This window comes from Pseudomonas saliphila, from assembly GCF_008638345.1.
Taxonomy (GTDB): domain Bacteria; phylum Pseudomonadota; class Gammaproteobacteria; order Pseudomonadales; family Pseudomonadaceae; genus Halopseudomonas; species Halopseudomonas saliphila.
Genome location: NZ_VTVA01000002.1, coordinates 150660 through 168961 on the forward strand (window position 1 = coordinate 150660; position 18302 = coordinate 168961).

The 18302-nt window shown below is 59.6% G+C and carries 14 protein-coding genes and 1 riboswitch; of the genes, 5 read left to right on the forward strand and 9 right to left on the reverse strand.

Annotated features, from left to right (window positions below; genetic code table 11):
- Positions 1–143: 143 nt before the first annotated feature.
- Positions 144–1721, forward strand: a complete 1578-nt coding sequence (locus FHK95_RS02760; RefSeq protein ID WP_150303075.1) for a hypothetical protein — start codon at positions 144–146, stop codon at positions 1719–1721.
- Here the strand turns inward: FHK95_RS02760 and parC are convergent.
- The 7 genes from parC to thiC form a co-directional block, all read right to left on the reverse strand.
- Positions 1718–3967 (reverse strand): DNA topoisomerase IV subunit A, encoded by a 2250-nt coding sequence (parC, locus tag FHK95_RS02765; protein ID WP_150303076.1) that lies wholly within the window; start codon positions 3965–3967, stop codon positions 1718–1720. The two genes, FHK95_RS02760 and parC, sit on opposite strands and share 4 nt — an antisense overlap.
- 9 nt (positions 3968–3976) lie before the next feature.
- Positions 3977–4459 (reverse strand): retropepsin-like aspartic protease family protein, encoded by a 483-nt coding sequence (locus tag FHK95_RS02770; RefSeq protein ID WP_150303294.1) that lies wholly within the window; start codon positions 4457–4459, stop codon positions 3977–3979.
- A 72-nt stretch (positions 4460–4531) separates the two neighbouring features.
- Positions 4532–6427, reverse strand: a complete 1896-nt coding sequence (parE, locus tag FHK95_RS02775) for a DNA topoisomerase IV subunit B (RefSeq protein WP_150303077.1) — start codon at positions 6425–6427, stop codon at positions 4532–4534.
- A 200-nt stretch (positions 6428–6627) separates the two neighbouring features.
- Positions 6628–7440 carry a 3',5'-cyclic-AMP phosphodiesterase gene (cpdA, locus tag FHK95_RS02780; RefSeq protein ID WP_150303078.1) on the reverse strand — a complete coding sequence of 271 codons (813 nt, stop codon included), beginning with the start codon at positions 7438–7440 and terminating at the stop codon, positions 6628–6630.
- An 89-nt stretch (positions 7441–7529) separates the two neighbouring features.
- Positions 7530–7982 carry a DUF1249 domain-containing protein gene (locus FHK95_RS02785; RefSeq protein ID WP_150303079.1) on the reverse strand — a complete coding sequence of 151 codons (453 nt, stop codon included), beginning with the start codon at positions 7980–7982 and terminating at the stop codon, positions 7530–7532.
- Positions 7982–8605: an NUDIX domain-containing protein gene (locus tag FHK95_RS02790; RefSeq protein ID WP_150303080.1), complete on the reverse strand. Its 624-nt coding sequence runs from the start codon at positions 8603–8605 to the stop codon at positions 7982–7984. Before FHK95_RS02790 ends, FHK95_RS02785 begins: the two co-directional genes overlap by 1 nt.
- Before the next feature lie 76 nt (positions 8606–8681).
- The gene (thiC, locus tag FHK95_RS02795) at positions 8682–10565 is read right to left on the reverse strand and encodes a phosphomethylpyrimidine synthase ThiC (RefSeq protein ID WP_150303081.1); all 1884 of its coding nucleotides are present in this window, start codon (positions 10563–10565) and stop codon (positions 8682–8684) included.
- Between the two features lie 85 nt (positions 10566–10650).
- Positions 10651–10750: riboswitch (TPP riboswitch) on the reverse strand.
- A 190-nt stretch (positions 10751–10940) separates the two neighbouring features.
- On the opposite strand from thiC, the gene FHK95_RS02800 reads away from it, so the two are divergent.
- Entirely contained in the window at positions 10941–12386 is a 1446-nt protein-coding gene (locus tag FHK95_RS02800) for a TolC family outer membrane protein (RefSeq protein WP_150303082.1), read from the forward strand.
- A 212-nt stretch (positions 12387–12598) separates the two neighbouring features.
- On the opposite strand, the gene waaA is transcribed toward FHK95_RS02800, so the two are convergent.
- Positions 12599–13864: a lipid IV(A) 3-deoxy-D-manno-octulosonic acid transferase gene (gene waaA / locus FHK95_RS02805; protein WP_150303083.1), complete on the reverse strand. Its 1266-nt coding sequence runs from the start codon at positions 13862–13864 to the stop codon at positions 12599–12601.
- Between the two features lie 100 nt (positions 13865–13964).
- Here waaA and FHK95_RS02810 point away from each other — a divergent pair, with 100 nt between their 5' ends.
- Genes FHK95_RS02810 through FHK95_RS02820 form a run of 3 tightly spaced genes read left to right on the forward strand, consistent with a single transcriptional unit; the run spans position 13965 to position 16839 of the window.
- Positions 13965–15140 (forward strand): FAD-dependent oxidoreductase, encoded by a 1176-nt coding sequence (locus tag FHK95_RS02810; protein WP_150303084.1) that lies wholly within the window; start codon positions 13965–13967, stop codon positions 15138–15140.
- Positions 15137–15949 carry an aldo/keto reductase gene (locus FHK95_RS02815; RefSeq protein ID WP_150303085.1) on the forward strand — a complete coding sequence of 271 codons (813 nt, stop codon included), beginning with the start codon at positions 15137–15139 and terminating at the stop codon, positions 15947–15949. The genes FHK95_RS02810 and FHK95_RS02815 overlap by 4 nt, the downstream gene beginning before the upstream one ends.
- 14 nt (positions 15950–15963) lie before the next feature.
- Positions 15964–16839 (forward strand): metal ABC transporter ATPase, encoded by an 876-nt coding sequence (locus tag FHK95_RS02820; RefSeq protein WP_150303086.1) that lies wholly within the window; start codon positions 15964–15966, stop codon positions 16837–16839.
- Positions 16840–16857: 18 nt separating this feature from the next.
- Here FHK95_RS02820 and hldE read toward each other — a convergent pair whose 3' ends face one another.
- Positions 16858–18288 (reverse strand): bifunctional D-glycero-beta-D-manno-heptose-7-phosphate kinase/D-glycero-beta-D-manno-heptose 1-phosphate adenylyltransferase HldE, encoded by a 1431-nt coding sequence (hldE, locus tag FHK95_RS02825; RefSeq protein WP_150303087.1) that lies wholly within the window; start codon positions 18286–18288, stop codon positions 16858–16860.
- Between the last annotated feature and the right edge of the window lie 14 nt (positions 18289–18302).

Below are 18302 nucleotides of genomic sequence, written 5' to 3' on the forward strand. Positions count from 1 at the left end.
AACCGGGATAGCTCCTTCGCTCGCCGGATCTTTCACCTTCAATATCGAGTTTTATCTTGAATCGCTCATCGCACTCCGACAATGTATTCCTTCGCTGCTATGCCGCCTGGCGTGACCAGAGCATAAAGTTGCGGGGCAGCTTGATGCTGCTCGTCCTGACCCCCTTATTTGGCGTCCTGCTAGCACTGATCTGGTTTGGCCAGTATCAACTTCAGCGCGACACTGCAGCCCAGGCTGATGCTGTCGGCGCCGAGCTCGCGCGCCAGGTCGCTGCTTCGGTCGCCGACCCGCTCGCCGCCGGTGACCATCTGAGCCTGAATATACTGTTGGCGCAGTGGAATCAGAATCCGCTTATCGCGCACACCAGCCTGAACACGCCGGACAATCGCATCGTTGCCGAGGCAGGCAGCAAGGTCTCTGACGAGCAGCTGGCACCTGGGCAAGGCCGCTTCGTCACGGCGGTACATGTACAAGACGTGCTGGCAGGACAGCTGCGCCTGAGTCTGGCAGCCGAGCCTTTTAGCGCCCCGGGACAAGCCCTGCTGCGTCATCTGCTGTGGAGCCTGCTCGGGCTCGCGCTGCTAGCCACGCTATTGGCCTGGCGGATGGCTGGGGGAATGCGCAAAGTGCTGGACGACCTGGCCGATTGGCGCGGGGACATTGATCCCCCCCCAGCAGGTGTAGATCGTGCGGATGAACTGGGCGCGCTTGCCCGACGATTAACCGAACGCCGCATAATCGACATGCCTGCTCCTGTCGAACCGGAAGAGCAGGAAGAGCCAGGGGAGCTGGAAGAACTGGAAGACGAATACGGTTTCGGGCTGCGGGAACCGACAATCACCGCATCGGACGAGATAGACGAGCTAGACAGTCCACTCGACGCTGCTTCGCTCGATCCGGTGCCTGACCCGGACACCGTATTCGGAACCTCTCCGTACGCGTCATTGGATGAGGATTTTGCCGCAGAGGCCACAACAGCCCAGCATGAAGAACCCATTGCTGACGACGACAAACCTTTAGCCGAAGGATCGGACGAATTGCTGGCCGACACCGACAGTGCGGAGGCGACGCCTGCAGAATCCGTCGACGAGCCAGAAACGCCCATTGAGCCGGTCGTGACGCCGCCTGCGCCAGCAGTGCCGAGCGCGGTACTGGCAGTACGGCTTGGCAATCAGGATGCGCTTCGTCGTCTGGCCCGCCCACGCTTGTTGTCACTGTTGCGGCGTTATCAGGAGTACGTAAGCCAGGCAGCGGAGATTTATCAGGGAACCTTGCACACCCTGCACGACGGCACCAGCGTCATTGCATTCGTTAATAAAGACGGTAACAACGATGCCGAAGAGCTCAGCACGGTATTGAGCTGTGGCGAGCTGCTGCGTGTTCTGGGTCACGATCTGCAAATCGAAATTGCCGACACCGGGATCGCGTTGCATTTGCAGCTGGCTGCCTGCCGTACCGAAAATATCGATCAGCTGGACGAAAGCCAGTATGCCGAACAGCCGGACTGCAAGCAGATGCTGGAGCGGCTGCAATTCAGCCGCAACCTGTTGCTGCTGGATGCGCCGCTGGCAACCAGCGAGCCGCTCACCCAGCGCGCGGTGGTCAGGCGACTGGCTAGCCAGTCCGGAGTGTATTGCGTCGAGCGACTGAAAGATCCACACCAGACGTTATTGGAACGGCAGCTGAATGCCTTGTACACCCAGCGCCGCCCCTCAGCCTAGTCCACCGTAATTGAATCAATCTTCTGAAATCCGCGCGGCAGCTTGTTGCCGCGCCGTCCACGTTCACCCCGATAGTGTTCCAGATCCGAGGGTTTGAGGGTCAAGGTGCGCTTGCCCGCTACCAGTACCAGGTTGGCGTTGGCAGGCAGCACCGTTAACCCAGCGAGGAATTCGTCCCGGGACTTCACCCTGGCCGAAGGAATCGACAGTATCCTGTTGCCTTTACCCTTCGCCAGCTGTGGCAACTCGGCAATCGGGAACACCAGCAGACGCCCTTCATTGGAGACCGCCACCACCGAATCGCTGGCCTGATCTGTCACTACCACTGGCGCGATAATTTTCCCACCAGCCGGCACGCTGAGCAACGCCTTGCCGTTCTTGTTCTTGGCATGCAGATCCGCACCCTGAGCGACAAAGCCATAACCGGCATCCGACGCTATCAGATACAGCGCCTGATCATCCGGCATCAATACCGCTTCGAAGGCCGCGCCTGGCGGTGGACTCAGCCGCCCGGTCAGAGGCTCACCCTGTCCCCGAGCCGACGGCAGCGTGTGCGCTGCGACCGAATAGCTTCGCCCGGTCGAGTCGATAAATACCGCCGGCTGATTCGACCGTCCAGCTGCCTGCCCCAGGAAGCTGTCCCCGGAACGATAAGACAAGGAAGGTCCATCCACTTCGTGGCCCTTGGCGCAGCGCACCCAGCCTTTTTCAGACAACACCACCGTTACCGGCTCGGCGGTCACCAGCTCGGTCTCAGACAGTGCCCGGGCTTCCCGGCGCTCGACCAGCGGCGAACGGCGATCATCACCATAGGTTTCGGCGTCAGCGATCAGCTCATCGCGGACCTTGTTGCGCAGGCGCTTCTCACTACCCAGCACCTTCTGAAGCTGATCACGCTCGGCCGCCAGCGCATCCTGCTCGCCGCGGATTTTCATTTCCTCAAGCCGCGCCAACTGCCGCAGCCGGGTATCCAGAATGTAGTCGGCCTGAGGCTCGCTGAGCGCGAAACGGGACATCAGTTCAGCGCGCGGCTGATCCTCGGTACGGATGATATGGATGACTTCATCCAGATTGAGGAACGCAACCAGCAAGCCGTCCAACAGATGCAGTCGGTTCAGCACCCTGTCGAGGCGATACTGCAGGCGACGACGTACCGTGCTGATCCGGAACCCCAGCCATTCGCTGATCAGGCTGCGCAGGTCCTTCACCGCAGGTCGGCCATCCGTTCCGATGACATTCATGTTGACCCGATAGCTGTGCTCCAGGTCAGTGGTGGCGAACAGGTGTTGCATCAGGTCTTCGGCATCGACGCGATTGGACCGTGGCACGATGACGATGCGGGTCGGATTTTCATGATCTGACTCGTCGCGCAGGTCCGCCACCATCGGCAGTTTTTTGGCCTGCATCTGCGCCGCAATCTGCTCCAGAATCTTGGACCCCGAAACCTGATGCGGCAGGGAGGTCACTACAATATCGCTGTCTTCACGCTCCCAAACGGCGCGTGCACGTACCGAGCCACGTCCCGTGGAGTAGAGCCTGACCAGGTCACTGCGCGGCGTGATGATTTCCGCCTCGGTCGGATAATCCGGTCCCTGTACATGTTCCATCAGCTCATCGATGCCAGCACCCGGCTCATCCAGCAAGCGTACGCAGGCCGCGGCCACCTCGCGCAGATTGTGCGGCGGGATGTCCGTCGCCATCCCTACGGCAATGCCCGTGGTGCCATTTAGCAGCAAATTGGGCAAGCGCGCGGGCAATACCATGGGTTCGTCCATGGTGCCATCGAAATTTGGCTGCCAGTCCACGGTGCCCTGTCCAAGCTCAGTCAGCAGGACTTCGCTGTAACGCGCCAGACGCGCCTCGGTGTAGCGCATCGCTGCGAAGGATTTGGGATCGTCCGGCGCGCCCCAGTTACCCTGTCCATCAACCAGTGGGTAGCGGTAGGAAAAGGGTTGCGCCATCAGCACCATCGCCTCGTAGCAGGCGGAATCACCGTGGGGATGATACTTGCCGAGTACGTCGCCGACCGTCCGCGCGGACTTCTTGTGCTTGGAGGTGGCAGACAGCCCCAACTCGCTCATCGCATAGATAATGCGACGCTGCACGGGTTTGAGGCCATCGCCGATGTTCGGCAACGCCCGGTCCATGATCACGTACATCGAATAGTTGAGGTACGCTTCCTCGGTAAACGACGACAGTGCGCGGCGCTCCACGCCTTCCATGCTCAGATCCAGGCTGTCACTCATACTCACCCTCTATTGGCGGTTCTGCCGCAAAATCAGTTGTCCGCCCTGCTGGCTGAAATCCAGCTGCCGCAGAGCGCTCATGCCCAGTAATATCTCGTCGCCCGTCATCCCGGGAACGATGCCGGCAGCGACATCCTGCAAACGGATATCGCCCAGCGCCAGGCTGTCTATTTGTGTGCTGTAGCTCTCGGCCAAACCATTTGCAGTACTGACCATAACCGGTCGGCCGCGCCTGAGACCCAGCCCGTCGGCCACCTCGGCGGGAATAGCCACAAAGGTTGCGCCGGTATCCAGCAGGAAGGTGACATCCGTGCCGTTTATCTGTCCGCCAACCAGATAGTGGCCTTGCCGATTGCTATCGAGCCGCACCTCGATCACCGAGTCGGTACGCACCGAGTCCGGCTGCTGGTTGGGGTTGCGTTGCCGCTCCTCGAGGCCAGCAAACCAGTTGGCAGCCAGCGCCAGCCCGGCGATCCATGCCAATACCAGCATGACCGTCCCGAAGCGACGCGAAGCCGGCCTTTCAGACACCAAAGAATCCGCATCGCATTGGTAGACCGGGGATCAAAGCAGGACCTCGGCCAGATTGCCCTTACTCTCGAGCCAGCTCTTGCGATCCGGCGAGCGCTTCTTGGCCAGCAGCATATCCATCAGGGCTTCGGTCTGCGGCATATCGTCGACAGTCAACTGGACCAGACGGCGGGTATCCGGCGCCATGGTGGTTTCGCGCAGCTGCAGGGGGTTCATTTCGCCGAGGCCTTTGAAACGCGTGACCTGAATCTTGCCGCGTTTGCCCTCGGCTTCTATCCGATCGAGGATGCCCTGTTTTTCTGCATCGTCCAGGGCGTAAAACAGCTCCTTGCCGACGTCCACTCGGTACAGCGGCGGCATTGCCACGAACACATGTCCGGCTTCCACCAGCGGTTGGAAATGCTTGACGAACAGGGCGCACAGCAAGGTAGCGATATGCAGACCATCCGAGTCCGCATCAGCCAGAATGCAGACTTTGCCATAGCGCAGTTGGGCCAGATCAGGGGAGCCGGGATCGACACCAATTGCGACCGCGATGTCGTGTACCTCCTGCGAGCCGAGCACCTGACTCGGATCAACCTCCCAGGTATTCAGAATCTTGCCGCGCAGCGGCATCACCGCCTGAAACTCCTTGTCACGCGCCTGCTTGGCGCTGCCGCCGGCGGAGTCCCCCTCGACCAGGAACAGCTCTGCACGTCGGGGGTCCTGGCCGGCGCAGTCGGCCAGCTTGCCGGGTAGTGCCGGACCCTGGGTAATCCGCTTGCGCTCGATCTTCTTGCCGGCCTTAAGGCGTCGGCTGGCGTGATTGATCGCCATTTCCGCCAACTGCTGGCCGATGTCAGCGTGCTGATTCAGCCACAGGCTGAAGGCATCTTTGATCACACCCGAGACAAAAGCGGCCGATTCACGGGACGACAGCCGCTCCTTGGTTTGCCCGGAGAATTGCGGATCACCCATTTTCAGCGAAAGCACGTAACTGACGCGCTCCCACACATCCTCGGGCGCCAGCTTGACGCCCCGCGGCAGCAGATTACGGAACTCGCAAAATTCCCGAACCGCTTCGAGCACTCCGGTGCGCAAGCCATTAACGTGGGTTCCGCCCTGCGCCGTGGGGATCAGATTGACGTAGCTTTCCTGCACCAGCTCGCCACCTTCGGGTAGCCAGAACATGGCCCACTCGACAGCCTCCTGGCGAGAGGACAAATTGCCGGTGAAGGGCTCTTCCGGTAATCGCGGCCACTGGATACAGGAGTCGGTCAGGTAATCGCGCAGCCCATCCTCGTAGTACCAGGAAGTCTGCTCTTTGGATTGCCGGTCATCAAAATCCACCTTCAGGCCGGGGCAGAGAACCGCCTTGGCCTTGAGCAGATGTTTGAGTCGACTGATGCTGTACTTTGGCGTATCGAAATAGCCAGGATTAGCCCAAAACTTGACCGAGGTACCGGTATTGCGCTTGCCAACAGTACCGACCACTTCGAGCTCGCTGACCTTCTCGCCATTTTCGAAGGCGATCGCATACTCCTGGCCATCGCGTTTCACTCGCGCCTCGACTCGCAGCGAGAGCGCATTAACCACGGAAATTCCGACCCCGTGCAAGCCGCCGGAGAACTGATAGTTCTTATTGGAGAATTTACCCCCCGCATGCAGGCGCGTGAGGATCAGCTCAACGCCGGAAACGCCCTCTTCAGCGTGCATATCCACCGGCATGCCCCGCCCGTCGTCGGTGACTTCCAGCGCATTGTCTTCGTAGAGGATGACGCTAATCGTCCGGGCGTGACCGGCAAGTGCCTCGTCGACACTGTTATCGATGACTTCCTGGGCGAGATGGTTTGGGCGAGTGGTGTCGGTATACATGCCCGGTCGACGTCGTACCGGATCAAGGCCGCTGAGTACTTCGAGTGCGTCGGCGTTATAGGTCGATTGCGACATAGACGGTCTGGCTATCCTTGACAAGGTATGCATACCCGGCGACCGCCTGTATCGAACAGGCACAGGCGGCAATGACCGGGCGGCATCGATTGGAAACTGCATGCATAGTATCCGCCCGGAGGACGACGTGCCAATGCCTGATGCCCTAGCGGGACAGCGGAGGCTCAAGCATGTGCCGGGCGGCGGTGCCAGCTGAGAATCTAATACCCACTGGCCCCCGGATCAGCTACGAACTGACCGGCCGGCAAGCGCGACACAGCCGTCTCGATCGATCCGTCATCATATAGCCGCAACCAGCGGTAGCCGGGGGACTGCGTGTCAGTGGCGAACCCTGCGCTGTGCGCGTCGAACTGGATGCAGGTTGAAGGCGTGGCAAGCAGGCGTACGTTGCCGCGCATGGAGTCCAGGTGTTGGTGAATATGTCCCCATAGCACCGCGCGAACGCTGCTGCTGTCATCAATGCGCTGCAGCAGCTTCTCGGCATTCTGTAATCCCAGAGGATTCATCCAGTCACTCTGGATATCCACCGGGTGGTGATGGAGGCTGACCAGCAGATGGCGCCCATCCGCCGAGTCCAGGGCACGGTCGAGACGATCTAGTTGACGCGTACCCAGATGCCCGGGTACCGCCCCAGGCACACTCGAATCAAGCAACACGATCCGCCACCTGGACAGGTCAACCCATTCGGCATTGAACCCTGACGCATCCCCGAGTGAGGCCATCAGCTGTGCATCATCATGATTGCCAGGCAGCCAGCGGCACTCGGCCGGCAGCCGCGCCACGGCATCGATAAAGCGCTGATATCCCCCTGCGGAGCCGTCCTGCGTGATATCACCGGTCGCAAGGACCAGATCGATCTGGTCGATTTCACCAAGTACCTGATCAATAACCGCATTGAGGCTGGCAAACGTATCGAGACCAAGCAGCCTGGCGCTGTGGTCGGCAAACAAATGACTGTCCGTAAGCTGAACGATACTGACGTATCCAGCTTCGGCTGTTGTGACTGGCGGCATCGACGGCCTACTCCTGATCCCTATCCCAACGGGAATGATGACAATTCCGCGACGAGTATTCCAGTGACTGGTTCACAGCCGAACGGTTCTCAACGGCCCACAAGCACCGGCTGCGCACTTTGGCCGAAGCGCTGACAATGTCCAAGCCATTCCCCAAGAAAGCGGTTGAGCTGGGACTTTTCATCTGGCTGAAGCATCTGTTCATTGGGATAAGGATACACGCCCATGAAACGCCGACGGTTATAGGCCGCCACCACCTCCGCCATGCGGGCATCATGGTACAGACGTATTTCCATGCTGGGCGGAGCTAGCCAGTCGTGGCTGCGCTCGTGAATCAATTGGAGCATGGTGGTATAGCGGCAGCGCTCCAGTACGCGCATGACCAACGCCTGGTCAGGGCCAGCGCCGGCATCGATGATGATGCGCTGTTCGTCCTGCACGGCCATCGTCGGCATCAGTTTTTTCAACCGCAGATAGTTCTCTTCGCAGATGGCCTGCAACTGGGAAAGATCGATGTGGTAGCGCGGTCTTAGAGCGACCATCAGGGCTGCGTCCCCGCTGTTTGTCGAAGGCGTTCTGCATGTAGTTCGAGCCATTGTAGACCGATGATGCTCGCAGCGTTATCAATCCGCCCATCCTCGACGGCGGCCAGCGCCTGAGCGCGCGGCCAAACGCTGACGCGGATGTCCTCGCCCTCCTCCTCCAGGCCATGAATACCGCCTGCGCCCCGGCTGTCCACCGTTGCACAGAACAGATGTACCCGCTCGTCGCTGCCTCCGGGTGAGGGAAAATAACGGGTGATTGGCACGAGATCGAGCAGATCCAGCCCGGCTTCTTCCTTCGCTTCCCGGTGGGCAACTTCCTCGGGAGCCTCATCCTTGTCAATGAGGCCTGCCACCAGCTCCAGCAGCCAGGGGTGCCTGGTTTTCTCCAGGGCACCGATACGGACCTGCTCGATCAGCACCACCGTGTCGAGCCAGGGATCGTAGGGCAGCACACATACGGCGTCATGCCGCACAAACAGTTCACGACGCAGTTCTGGTCCCCAGCCGCCACGGAACAGACGATGCCGTAAAGTCAGAATATCCAGCCGATAGAACCCTTTAAAGCCGGATTCACGGCTGACTATCTCGACATCGTCACGGGTAAAGGTCTTCAATATCATCCCCAAAGGATTGCGGTTTATTTAGCGTCAACAGACCCTACTAAACTCGCATACCTGCAGGCCGGACGGCAACACTTCAGACCTTTTGATAGAGCTGCGACCCGGTTGAGCGAAACTCCTGCGACTTGGCCTTCATGCCCTCCTCCACCGCCGAGTCGATCACCTCGATACGCTGCGCCGCCGCGTAATCCCTGACTTCCTGAGTGATCTTCATGGAGCAGAATTTCGGACCGCACATGGAGCAGAAATGCGCGACCTTGGCCGAGTCCTTGGGCAGTGTTTCATCGTGATACAGACGGGCGGTATCCGGATCGAGGCCGAGATTGAACTGATCCTCCCAACGGAATTCGAAACGGGCCTTGCTCAATGCATTGTCGCGAATTTGAGCACCGGGATGCCCCTTGGCCAGATCCGCTGCGTGAGCCGCGATCTTGTAGGTAATGATGCCGGTTTTTACGTCATCCCGGTTGGGCAGACCGAGGTGCTCCTTGGGCGTGACGTAACACAGCATCGCGCAGCCGAACCATCCGATCATCGCCGCGCCTATCCCCGAGGTAATGTGATCGTACCCTGGTGCAATATCCGTGGTCAGCGGGCCAAGCGTATAAAAAGGCGCTTCATCACAGCACTCCAGCTGCTTGTCCATGTTGTCCTTGATCAGGTGCATGGGCACGTGGCCAGGTCCTTCGATCATGACCTGCACATCATGTTTCCAGGCCAGCTTGGTCAGCTCCCCAAGCGTCTCGAGTTCGCCGAACTGCGCCTCATCGTTGGCATCGGCAATCGAACCCGGCCTCAACCCGTCACCCAGCGAGAAGGACACATCGTAAGCCTTCATGATTTCGCAGATATCTTCGAAATGGGTATAGAGGAAGCTCTCTTTATGGTGTGCCAGGCACCACTTGGCCATGATCGAGCCACCGCGACTGACGATGCCGGTAACCCGCTTGGCCGTCATGGGAACATAGCGCAGCAGCACGCCGGCATGGATGGTGAAATAATCCACACCCTGCTCTGCCTGCTCGATCAGGGTGTCGCGGAAGATCTCCCAGGTAAGGTCTTCAGCCACACCGTTCACTTTCTCCAGGGCCTGATAGATCGGCACCGTGCCAATCGGCACTGGCGAATTGCGGATAATCCATTCCCGGGTCTCGTGGATATTCTTGCCTGTGGACAGGTCCATCACCGTGTCCGAACCCCAGCGGATACCCCAGGTCATTTTCTCCACCTCTTCATCAATGGAGGAACCCAACGCCGAGTTACCGATATTGCCGTTAATCTTCACCAGGAAGTTACGGCCGATGATCATCGGTTCCAGTTCCGGGTGATTGATGTTGGCCGGAATCACCGCGCGGCCACGGGCGACTTCTTCGCGGACGAATTCCGCGGTGATCTGCTGCGGTATCGCCGCACCAAAGCTGTGACCAGGATGTTGCTGGTCGAGCAACCCAGCCTCACGCGCTTCCTGCAGCTTCATGTTCTCGCGAATCGCGATGTATTCCATTTCAGGCGTGATGATGCCTCGACGGGCATAGTGCATTTGCGAGACGTTACAACCGGCCTTGGCGCGGCGCGGCGTGCGCACGTGGGCGAAGCGCATGCTGTCCAGTGACGAATCGGCCAGTCGTGCCTGCCCAAATTCGGAGGTCAAGCCTGGCAATACCTCGGTATCGCCACGCTCGTCGATCCAGGCACCTCGCACATCGGCCAGACCGGAGCGCAGGTCGATTGCCACAGCGGGGTCGCTATAGGGGCCCGAGGTGTCGTACACCAGCACGGGGGCATTTTTCTCGCCACCCAGCTCGGTCGGCGTGTCCGCCAAGCTGATTTCCCGCATGGGCACCCGGATATCCGGGCGCGAGCCAGTCACGTAGATTTTGCGGGAGTTGGGGAAGGGTCGGGTTGCTGCGCCGTCGGCGCCCGAGGTAGTGATGGCATTGTCAGGCAATTTATTATTCATGATCGCTCCACTGCGTTGAGAAAACGCGCAGGGAACCGAAGCGGTACCTGCCCGCCCAGGCAATTGCAGCCCAGAGCAACGCAACAGAACGCCGCATCTCGATTCCTACGCCGGTACTAATCGGTTCAGGTTCAACGGGTGTTATCTCAGCCAACTGCGAACAGAAGGCACCCCGTCAAGATGAGCTGACAGCTTAGGGTCCGCGGTGAAATGCTGCAAGCACAGCTTGGCGCGATGGCAACAATCGCTCATTAACAGACGGTATCTGACTGGAACACGCCGTTGCGGCGCGCTCCAGCTGCGCTTCGTCCTTGACCAGGGCCCACGCGCTCATTAGCCTTGGCGGATTATTCAATCCATGCGAAGGAAGTCTGCATGCTGCGCCCCCTTTATCTTGCTGTTTTACTGGTGGGTCTGTCGTCCGGCCAGGCATTGGCCAAGACCGATCTATTGACTATCTACCAGGAAGCGGTAGACAACAGCGCCGATCTGGCGGCAGCCGAAGCAGATACACAGGCCCGCCAGGAAGCCCTGCCCCAGGCCCGAGCACAGTTATTGCCAAACATCGGCGCAACAGCCGGTGCCGCCCGTGAACGTCTCGATATCGATGGCATGGGCAGTGACCGGTATTCCACTCACTATTACCAGGCGAGTCTGACGCAGCCCTTATTCCGCGCTGAAAGCTGGTTCAACTATCAGGCAGCGAAATCGCTGAGTGAGCAGGCGCAGGTCGAGTTTTCCGCCACGCAGCAGGCGCTAATTCTGGAAGTGGCCGAAGCCTACTTCAACGTGCTGCGCGCCTCGGACAATCTCGCATCAGCCCGATCGGAGGAAGCCGCCTTTGAGCGCCAGCTGGAACAGGCGCGCGAAAGGTTCGAAGTTGGCCTGTCGGCACGCACCGATGTACTTGAAGCACTGGCCGGGTTCGATACCGCGCGAGCCGCCCGGCTGAGCGCGCAAACCAACCTGGACATCAGTTATCAGGCGTTGACGCGTCTGACTGGTCAGCAATACGAAGAACTGATTGGCATCAGCCATGACCTGCCTATCCTGCCACCCACGCCAGGCGTGCTGCAGCAATGGGTTGATACTGCAGCGGTGCAGAATCTGCAATTACAGGCTTCACGCCTGGCCATTGACAGTGCCGCAGAAACCCTGCGCAGCAGCCGCTCCGGTCATGCACCCACTGTTGATGCCTTTGTGCGTCATGGCAGCAACTCAAGCGACGCCGCCTCATTTGGGGGACCTGCCGCAGCTACTGGCACCGGTGATCGGGATACCACGTCAATCGGCGTCGAGCTCAATCTGCCATTGTTTACCGGCGGAGCCACCACTTCCCGCGTGCGCGAATCCAACTTTCGCTTGACCCAGGCCGAGCGACTGAGTGAAGCGCAACTGCGACGTGTCGTTGAAAGCACCCGCAACCTGTTCCGCACCGTCACGTCCAGCGTCGAAGAGGTGGAGGCACGTCGTCAGGCGATCATCTCCGCCAACGCTGCTTTGGACGCAACCCAGACTGGCTACGAAGTCGGCACCCGCAATGTGGTCGATGTGCTGGAGGCCCAGCGCAACCTGTACCGCTCAGTGCGTGATTACAACGATGTGCGCTACAACTACATCATCAACAACCTGAATCTGAAACAGGCGGCCGGCACTCTCAGCCCCCAGGATCTGAGAGAGCTGTCTCGCTGGCTCAACCCCGACTATGATCCGGACCGGGATTTCATCCCGCCTTTCAGTGATGAGGAAGTCGAGCGTATGTCGATGGGGGGCCAGCGGCCGGAATCCTCCGACCAGACGCGGATGCGCCGCAGCTTCTAGTCGGTAGTCAGCGATGCGCGCTCTCGTGCATCAAACATGGTGCGTCGAGAGCTAGGGGTTTAAGGCTGGAAGCAGTACCCGGGAGGTTTGAGCACCAGCTCATACCACGGCTGGCCGGCGGCACCGACGCCGCGGCGAGCTCTCCATCGAGTCCGAACCCGGCCCGCTCCCCCACTGCAAAAGGAGAACTAGGGGATTCGGGTCTAGTTGTTCTACCGTTTTTCAATAAATCCGGATATGCCCGTCAACAAGCGGGCCAGGGCGCCCTGATTGTCCAACACCACAGCCTGTCCGGCGCGACCAGTCTTAGTCCGTCCGGCAGGGTCTGCCAGATACTGAGACACACACTCAGCCAGCGCTGCCGCATCCTGCACGATCTTCAGCGCCCCGGCCTCCTCCAGCAAGTCGCTGACTTCCGCAAAGTTGAACCAGTGCGGGCCGGATAATACCGGCAAGCCCAATGCCGCAGGTTCCAGATAGTTGTGCCCCCCGTTCGGCACCAGCGAGCCGCCTACAAAAGCAACGTCGGCGCAACCGAAAAACTGCATCAGTTCGCCCATGGTATCGCCCAGAAATACCTGATCAGTGGACGAAGGCATGCGTCCGGCGCTGCGCCGTGCTGTCTTCAACCCCGCTTCGCTGATCAGTCGGGCGACACTGTCGAAGCGCTCGGGATGGCGCGGCACCAGAATCAACAACGCGTCGGTATGCTGACGCAGAATGGCCTGATGCGCTTCAAGGATCTGCTCATCCTCGCCAGCATGGGTGCTGGCCGCGATCCACACCGGCCGACCACCCCACCCAGCGCGCCATTGGGCGGCCTGCGCCTGTTTGTCCGGGTCAGGTTTCAGATCGAATTTGATACTGCCCGTCACAGTCATCGCCTGGCCGGGCACGCCCAATGCCGCGAAACGCTCAGCTTCAGGCTGGCTTTGCACCGCCACCCAGTCCAGCGAAGCGAACATCGGCCGGACCAGCGCAATGATGCGTTGATAACCGCGCGCCGAACGTTCGGACAACCGCGCGTTGGCGAGTATCACCGGCACCCCGGCGGCTTTGCAGCAAGCGACCAGGTTCGGCCACAGCTCGGTCTCCATGATGATGCAAATGCGCGGCTCGAGCCGCCTGATAAAGCGACGCTGCAGCCATGACAGGTCATAGGGTAAATAGGCGTGCCCGACAGTATCACCGAACATCTTGCGAATCTGCGCCGAGCCGGTCGGGGTCATGCAGGTAATAGTGACCGGCAGATCAGGGTAGCGCTGCATCAATTCCTTGATCATCGGCGCTGAGGCAATGGATTCGCCCACTGAAACAGCATGCACCCAGATGCCGCCTGGGCGGACATCCCCGCCGAGCGCAAACCGCTCCTGCCAGCGCCGGGCATAGGCCGGCGCACGCCAGGCGCGGTACAGCAGCCGGCCGAGTATCACTGGCAAAAGCAGCGTAAAAACCAGACTGTAGATCAGGCGAACCATGTGGATGTCCCTATACGAAATGCGGCATAGAGTAGCAGATGTGACCCGAAGCGCTGGCAGTGTCTATACTAGGAACCTTTTTAGGACAACCACGGAATTTATGAGCACAACCCTCGAAACCGACATCTGCATCCTTGGCGGCGGCATCGCCGGTTTATGGTTGAATGCTCGGCTGCAACAGCTTGGATACAGCACTCTGCTGATTGAGCGGGGCGCGCTGGGAGGCGGTCAAAGCAGCAAATCTCAGGGCATTATCCATGGCGGCACCAAATACGCGCTGCATGGCAAACTGAGTCTGGCGGCCGAAGCCATTGGCGGAATGCCCGAGCGCTGGCGCGCCAGTCTGGATGGCACCGGCGAGCTTGATCTGACTGGGGTCAGACTGCTTTCCGAGCACCACTATCTGTGGTCACCCGGCAGCCTGATCAGCAATGTGGCGGGATTCTTTGCCAGCAAAGCGCTGCGTGGCCGGGTCGACATCGTTAAAGGGTCTGAGCGTCCGTCGGTCTTCGACAATCCTGCGTTCAAGGGCAAGGTCTATCGACTGGCCGAACTGGTGCTCGACGTACCCGATGCAATTCGCCGTCTTGCGGAATTGTCGGGTAACAGTCTCGTGGTGGATGCCTCGCCACATGTCGAACGCAGACCGGACGGCAGCATAGCGGGAATCGCCATTCATGATTATCTGATCAAGGCTCAACGCTATGTGCTGACGGCAGGAGAAGGCAACGAGGGTCTACTGAACAGCTGGGGCGTCGATCAGCCCAGCATGCAGCGTCGGCCTCTGCAAATGGTACTGGTCAAAGGACCAGATCTTCCGGCTCTCTATGCCCACTGCCTGGGCAGCAGCCCCAAGCCGCGTGTCACCATAACCACACACCCCTGCGCCGATGGCCAATGGTGCTGGTATCTGGGCGGGGAGTTGGCGGAGCAAGGCGTCGGACTGGCACCCGACGAACTCATCGCCCGAGCCAGAAATGAACTGGCAGAGCTGTTGCCGTGGGTCGACCTGAGCCAGACCCGCTGGACCACCTTGCCAGTGAACCGCGCAGAACCGGCACAAAGTGGGCTGGTGCGTCCGGATACTGCGTACATGCAGGCTGTACACAACGTGCTGGTGTGCTGGCCCACCAAGCTTGCGCTAACACCGAATCTGAGCGACCAGATGCTGGCCGAACTTGAACGGCAGGCGATCCGACCCAGCGTTCAGCAGCCTGAGGTGGTATTGCCACAACCGCATGTAGCCACCCCCGTCTGGGATATCTGCTTCCCATGAAGACCTTGCACAACCACCACAGACAGCTGGGCAGCACAGGCATTGCCGTCTCCCCGTTGGGATTGGGAACGGTGAAATTCGGTCGCAATCAGGGGGTCAAATACCCCAGCACCTTCGATCTGCCCACCGACGCCCAGGCGCTCGATTTACTAGCTCTGGCGCGTGAACTGGGACTCAACCTGATCGATACGGCGCCGGCATACGGCACCAGCGAAATCCGTCTGGGCACACTGCTGGAAGGCCAGCGTCAGGACTGGGTGATCTGCACAAAAGTGGGCGAAGAATTTACCGACGGCGTCTCCTCATTTGATTTCAGCGCCAACCATACCCGCCAGTCCATCCAGCGCTCACTGAAGCGGCTTAAAACCGATTATCTTGATCTGGTGCTGGTGCATTCGGACGGCAAAGATCTCGACGTTCTAGCCCAGGGAGCCTACGCCGAGCTCGAGGCTTGCCAACGTGAGGGCTTGATCAGAGCATTCGGGTTCTCTGGCAAGACAGTTGCCGGAGGCATCAGAGCGCTGGAGCGCGGCGACTGCGCCATGGTCACCTATAACGCCACCGAGCAGAGCGAACGGCCGGTTCTCGACTATGCTCAGGCTCACGGCAAAGGCATTCTGATCAAAAAAGCCTTGGCCAGCGGTCATTTGTGTCTCGCAGGCAATGACCCGATCACGGCCGGGCTCCGGCTTATTTTTAATCATCCCGCGGTTGCCAGCGCGATCATCGGCACCATCAACCCGGGTCATCTAAAACAGAACGTGACCACTGCGGCTACCGTTCTGGAATCAATCGCCGGAAACTCCTAGCCACGGAAAACACTATGCCTCGGATCATTGCCCGAAAAAATCCTGTGGTCTTCAAAACCCAGGCGATTCGCGTGCAAGCAAGCCCCGAGGCGCTGCGGTATACGCCCGTTGGCAGTCCGCTCAGCTTTGTGCAAATGCAGGCCCTGCGTCGGCCCATTTCGATTGCGGATCCACACCAGTTCGACATTACCGTCGCCAATATGGGTGTATCGGTTGACCTGACCCTCGAGTGGCAAGGACGACACTTCAAACTGCTGGTGCGTCAGGAGCGGCTGGACCAGGGTGACGAGGTGCTCAAGCTTATTTCCGGTTACGTGCCCGCGCATGAGTTACGGGTGCCGCTCCTCACGGCCATGACCGAAATTGCCGAAGAGCTGTTGCTCGAATGCTCGCACGGCTGGCTTCAGGGGCGCTATCAGCAGACCTGGCTGCCAACCCCCTATGCAGCGGACCTGCCAGTGGACCCTAATCAGAACTTCGAGCTTATGCCTGACCGCGGCCACACTCGGCCGGTGTGCTGCGGCACCCAACCGTTGATCGAACGGCCCCGCGCCTACGTCCATCTGCCGAGCAATTCGCTGCAACTGGTCTATTCCCTACGCGTGACGCTACCGGAGCGATGCGGCACCCTTACGGCTCTACATGCGGACGAAATCCTGGATAGTAAGAGTGGCGAGTTAAGAGCCAGCCTGGATGAACAGCATCCTGACCTGTATCTATGCGAAATGAACGACCGCCAACAGCCCGGGCATATCTATACATTGAAGAAAGGGGTGCTGGTGATCGAAAAGCCGACCCAGCTCTGGCTGAGTGAAGCAATGGCCGAGCAGACTGGCTGGGTAATCGAAGCGGAGCGTTGCGCCTGGCCAGAGGGTCTGGCCAGGCTATAGGATGAAGCCGAGCAATCCTCAGCTATCGGATTTTTCGCGTATGCGCTCGACGATGGCAGTGGTGGAGCAACTTTCAACAAAATTCAGCACGCGAACGTCGCCACCGTAGGCCTGAACGATAGACGCCCCGACGACCTGATCCACGCTGTAATCTCCGCCCTTGACCAACACGTCAGGCTTGATCTGCTTCAACAATTCTTCAGGCGTATCATCAGCGAAGGAAGTGACCCAGTCGACCGCACCCAACCCTGCCAGCACCGCCATGCGCCGATCAACCGCATTGATGGGTCGGCCAGGGCCTTTGAGACGCGCGACCGAGGCATCATCATTGATCGCTACGATCAGCCGATCACCCAGGCTACGCGCTTCTTCGAGATAGCCCACGTGGCCGGCATGGATGATATCGAAACAGCCATTGGTGAATACGATCCGCTCACCATGTGCGCGGGCATCTTCTATCGCCAACAGCAATTGCTCTATACCCAGAACGCCGCGTTCACTGCCCTGCTCGCGCTGCACCGCACGGCGCAATTCCGGCGCGCTGATAGCCGCGGTACCCAGCTTACCGATAACGATCCCTGCGGCCAGATTGGAAAGCCCAACCGCATGGGGCAATGATTCACCGGCAGCTAATGCCGTGGCCAACGTGGAAATCACCGTATCGCCTGCGCCCGTCACGTCAAACACCTCACGCGCTCTGGCAGGCAAATGCAGGGGTGGCTGCCCCCTGCTCAGCAAGGTCATGCCCTGCTCGCTACGCGTCACCAGCATGGCATCCAGCTCGAGTTGATCAATCAACGCCATGCCCTTGTCCACCAGCTCCTGCTCACTTGCACAATGCCCCACCACTGCCTCGAATTCAGACAGATTTGGCGTGATCAGGGTCGCCCCTCGATAAATGGAGAAATCCGTGCCTTTGGGGTCAGCTAATACCGGAATATTTTTCGCACGCGCTAGGGCGATGAGTTCCTGATGATTGACCAGTGCACCCTTGCCGTAGTCCGACAGCACCATGACCTTGGCTTTATCGAGCAAGCCACGGACGGATTCAAGTATCGCCGCTCCGTCTGTTGGAAAAGACTCCTCAAAATCCAGGCGAATCAATTGCTGATGACGGCTCAGTACACGCAGCTTGGTTATGGTCGGGCTGGACGCGTGGGACTGGAAATCACAGTACACACCCGCCGCGTTCAGAGTCTGCCGCAGACTGACAGCCGCTTCATCCTCGCCGGTTACCCCGATCAGCCATGCAGGTGCCCCCAGCGCTGCAATGTTCAGCGCCACGTTGCCCGCGCCGCCTGGGCGGTCTTCGATCTGGTTAACCTTGACCACGGGCACCGGCGCCTCTGGTGAGATCCGATGCGTGGGTCCATGCCAGTACCGGTCCAGCATCACATCGCCTACGACCAGTACAGGCGCGGAATCAAAACGTGGCATGGTCAGCTTCATAAATATTCCCGTTC

What these genes read in the sequence shown, in the direction of transcription:
- FHK95_RS02790 (WP_150303080.1), bottom strand. Translation starts at nt 8,605, where the DNA reads ATGATATTGAAGACCTTTACCCGTGACGATGTCGAGATAGTCAGCCGT.
- parE (WP_150303077.1), bottom strand. Translation starts at nt 6,427, where the DNA reads ATGTCGCAATCGACCTATAACGCCGACGCACTCGAAGTACTCAGCGGC.
- FHK95_RS02770 (WP_150303294.1), bottom strand. Translation starts at nt 4,459, where the DNA reads ATGCTGGTATTGGCATGGATCGCCGGGCTGGCGCTGGCTGCCAACTGG.
- hldE (WP_150303087.1), bottom strand. Translation starts at nt 18,288, where the DNA reads ATGAAGCTGACCATGCCACGTTTTGATTCCGCGCCTGTACTGGTCGTA.
- cpdA (WP_150303078.1), bottom strand. Translation starts at nt 7,440, where the DNA reads ATGCCGCCAGTCACAACAGCCGAAGCTGGATACGTCAGTATCGTTCAG.
- parC (WP_150303076.1), bottom strand. Translation starts at nt 3,967, where the DNA reads ATGAGTGACAGCCTGGATCTGAGCATGGAAGGCGTGGAGCGCCGCGCA.
- FHK95_RS02820 (WP_150303086.1), top strand. Translation starts at nt 15,964, where the DNA reads ATGCCTCGGATCATTGCCCGAAAAAATCCTGTGGTCTTCAAAACCCAG.
- FHK95_RS02815 (WP_150303085.1), top strand. Translation starts at nt 15,137, where the DNA reads ATGAAGACCTTGCACAACCACCACAGACAGCTGGGCAGCACAGGCATT.
- FHK95_RS02785 (WP_150303079.1), bottom strand. Translation starts at nt 7,982, where the DNA reads ATGGTCGCTCTAAGACCGCGCTACCACATCGATCTTTCCCAGTTGCAG.
- waaA (WP_150303083.1), bottom strand. Translation starts at nt 13,864, where the DNA reads ATGGTTCGCCTGATCTACAGTCTGGTTTTTACGCTGCTTTTGCCAGTG.
- FHK95_RS02760 (WP_150303075.1), top strand. Translation starts at nt 144, where the DNA reads ATGCTGCTCGTCCTGACCCCCTTATTTGGCGTCCTGCTAGCACTGATC.
- thiC (WP_150303081.1), bottom strand. Translation starts at nt 10,565, where the DNA reads ATGAATAATAAATTGCCTGACAATGCCATCACTACCTCGGGCGCCGAC.
- FHK95_RS02800 (WP_150303082.1), top strand. Translation starts at nt 10,941, where the DNA reads ATGCTGCGCCCCCTTTATCTTGCTGTTTTACTGGTGGGTCTGTCGTCC.
- FHK95_RS02810 (WP_150303084.1), top strand. Translation starts at nt 13,965, where the DNA reads ATGAGCACAACCCTCGAAACCGACATCTGCATCCTTGGCGGCGGCATC.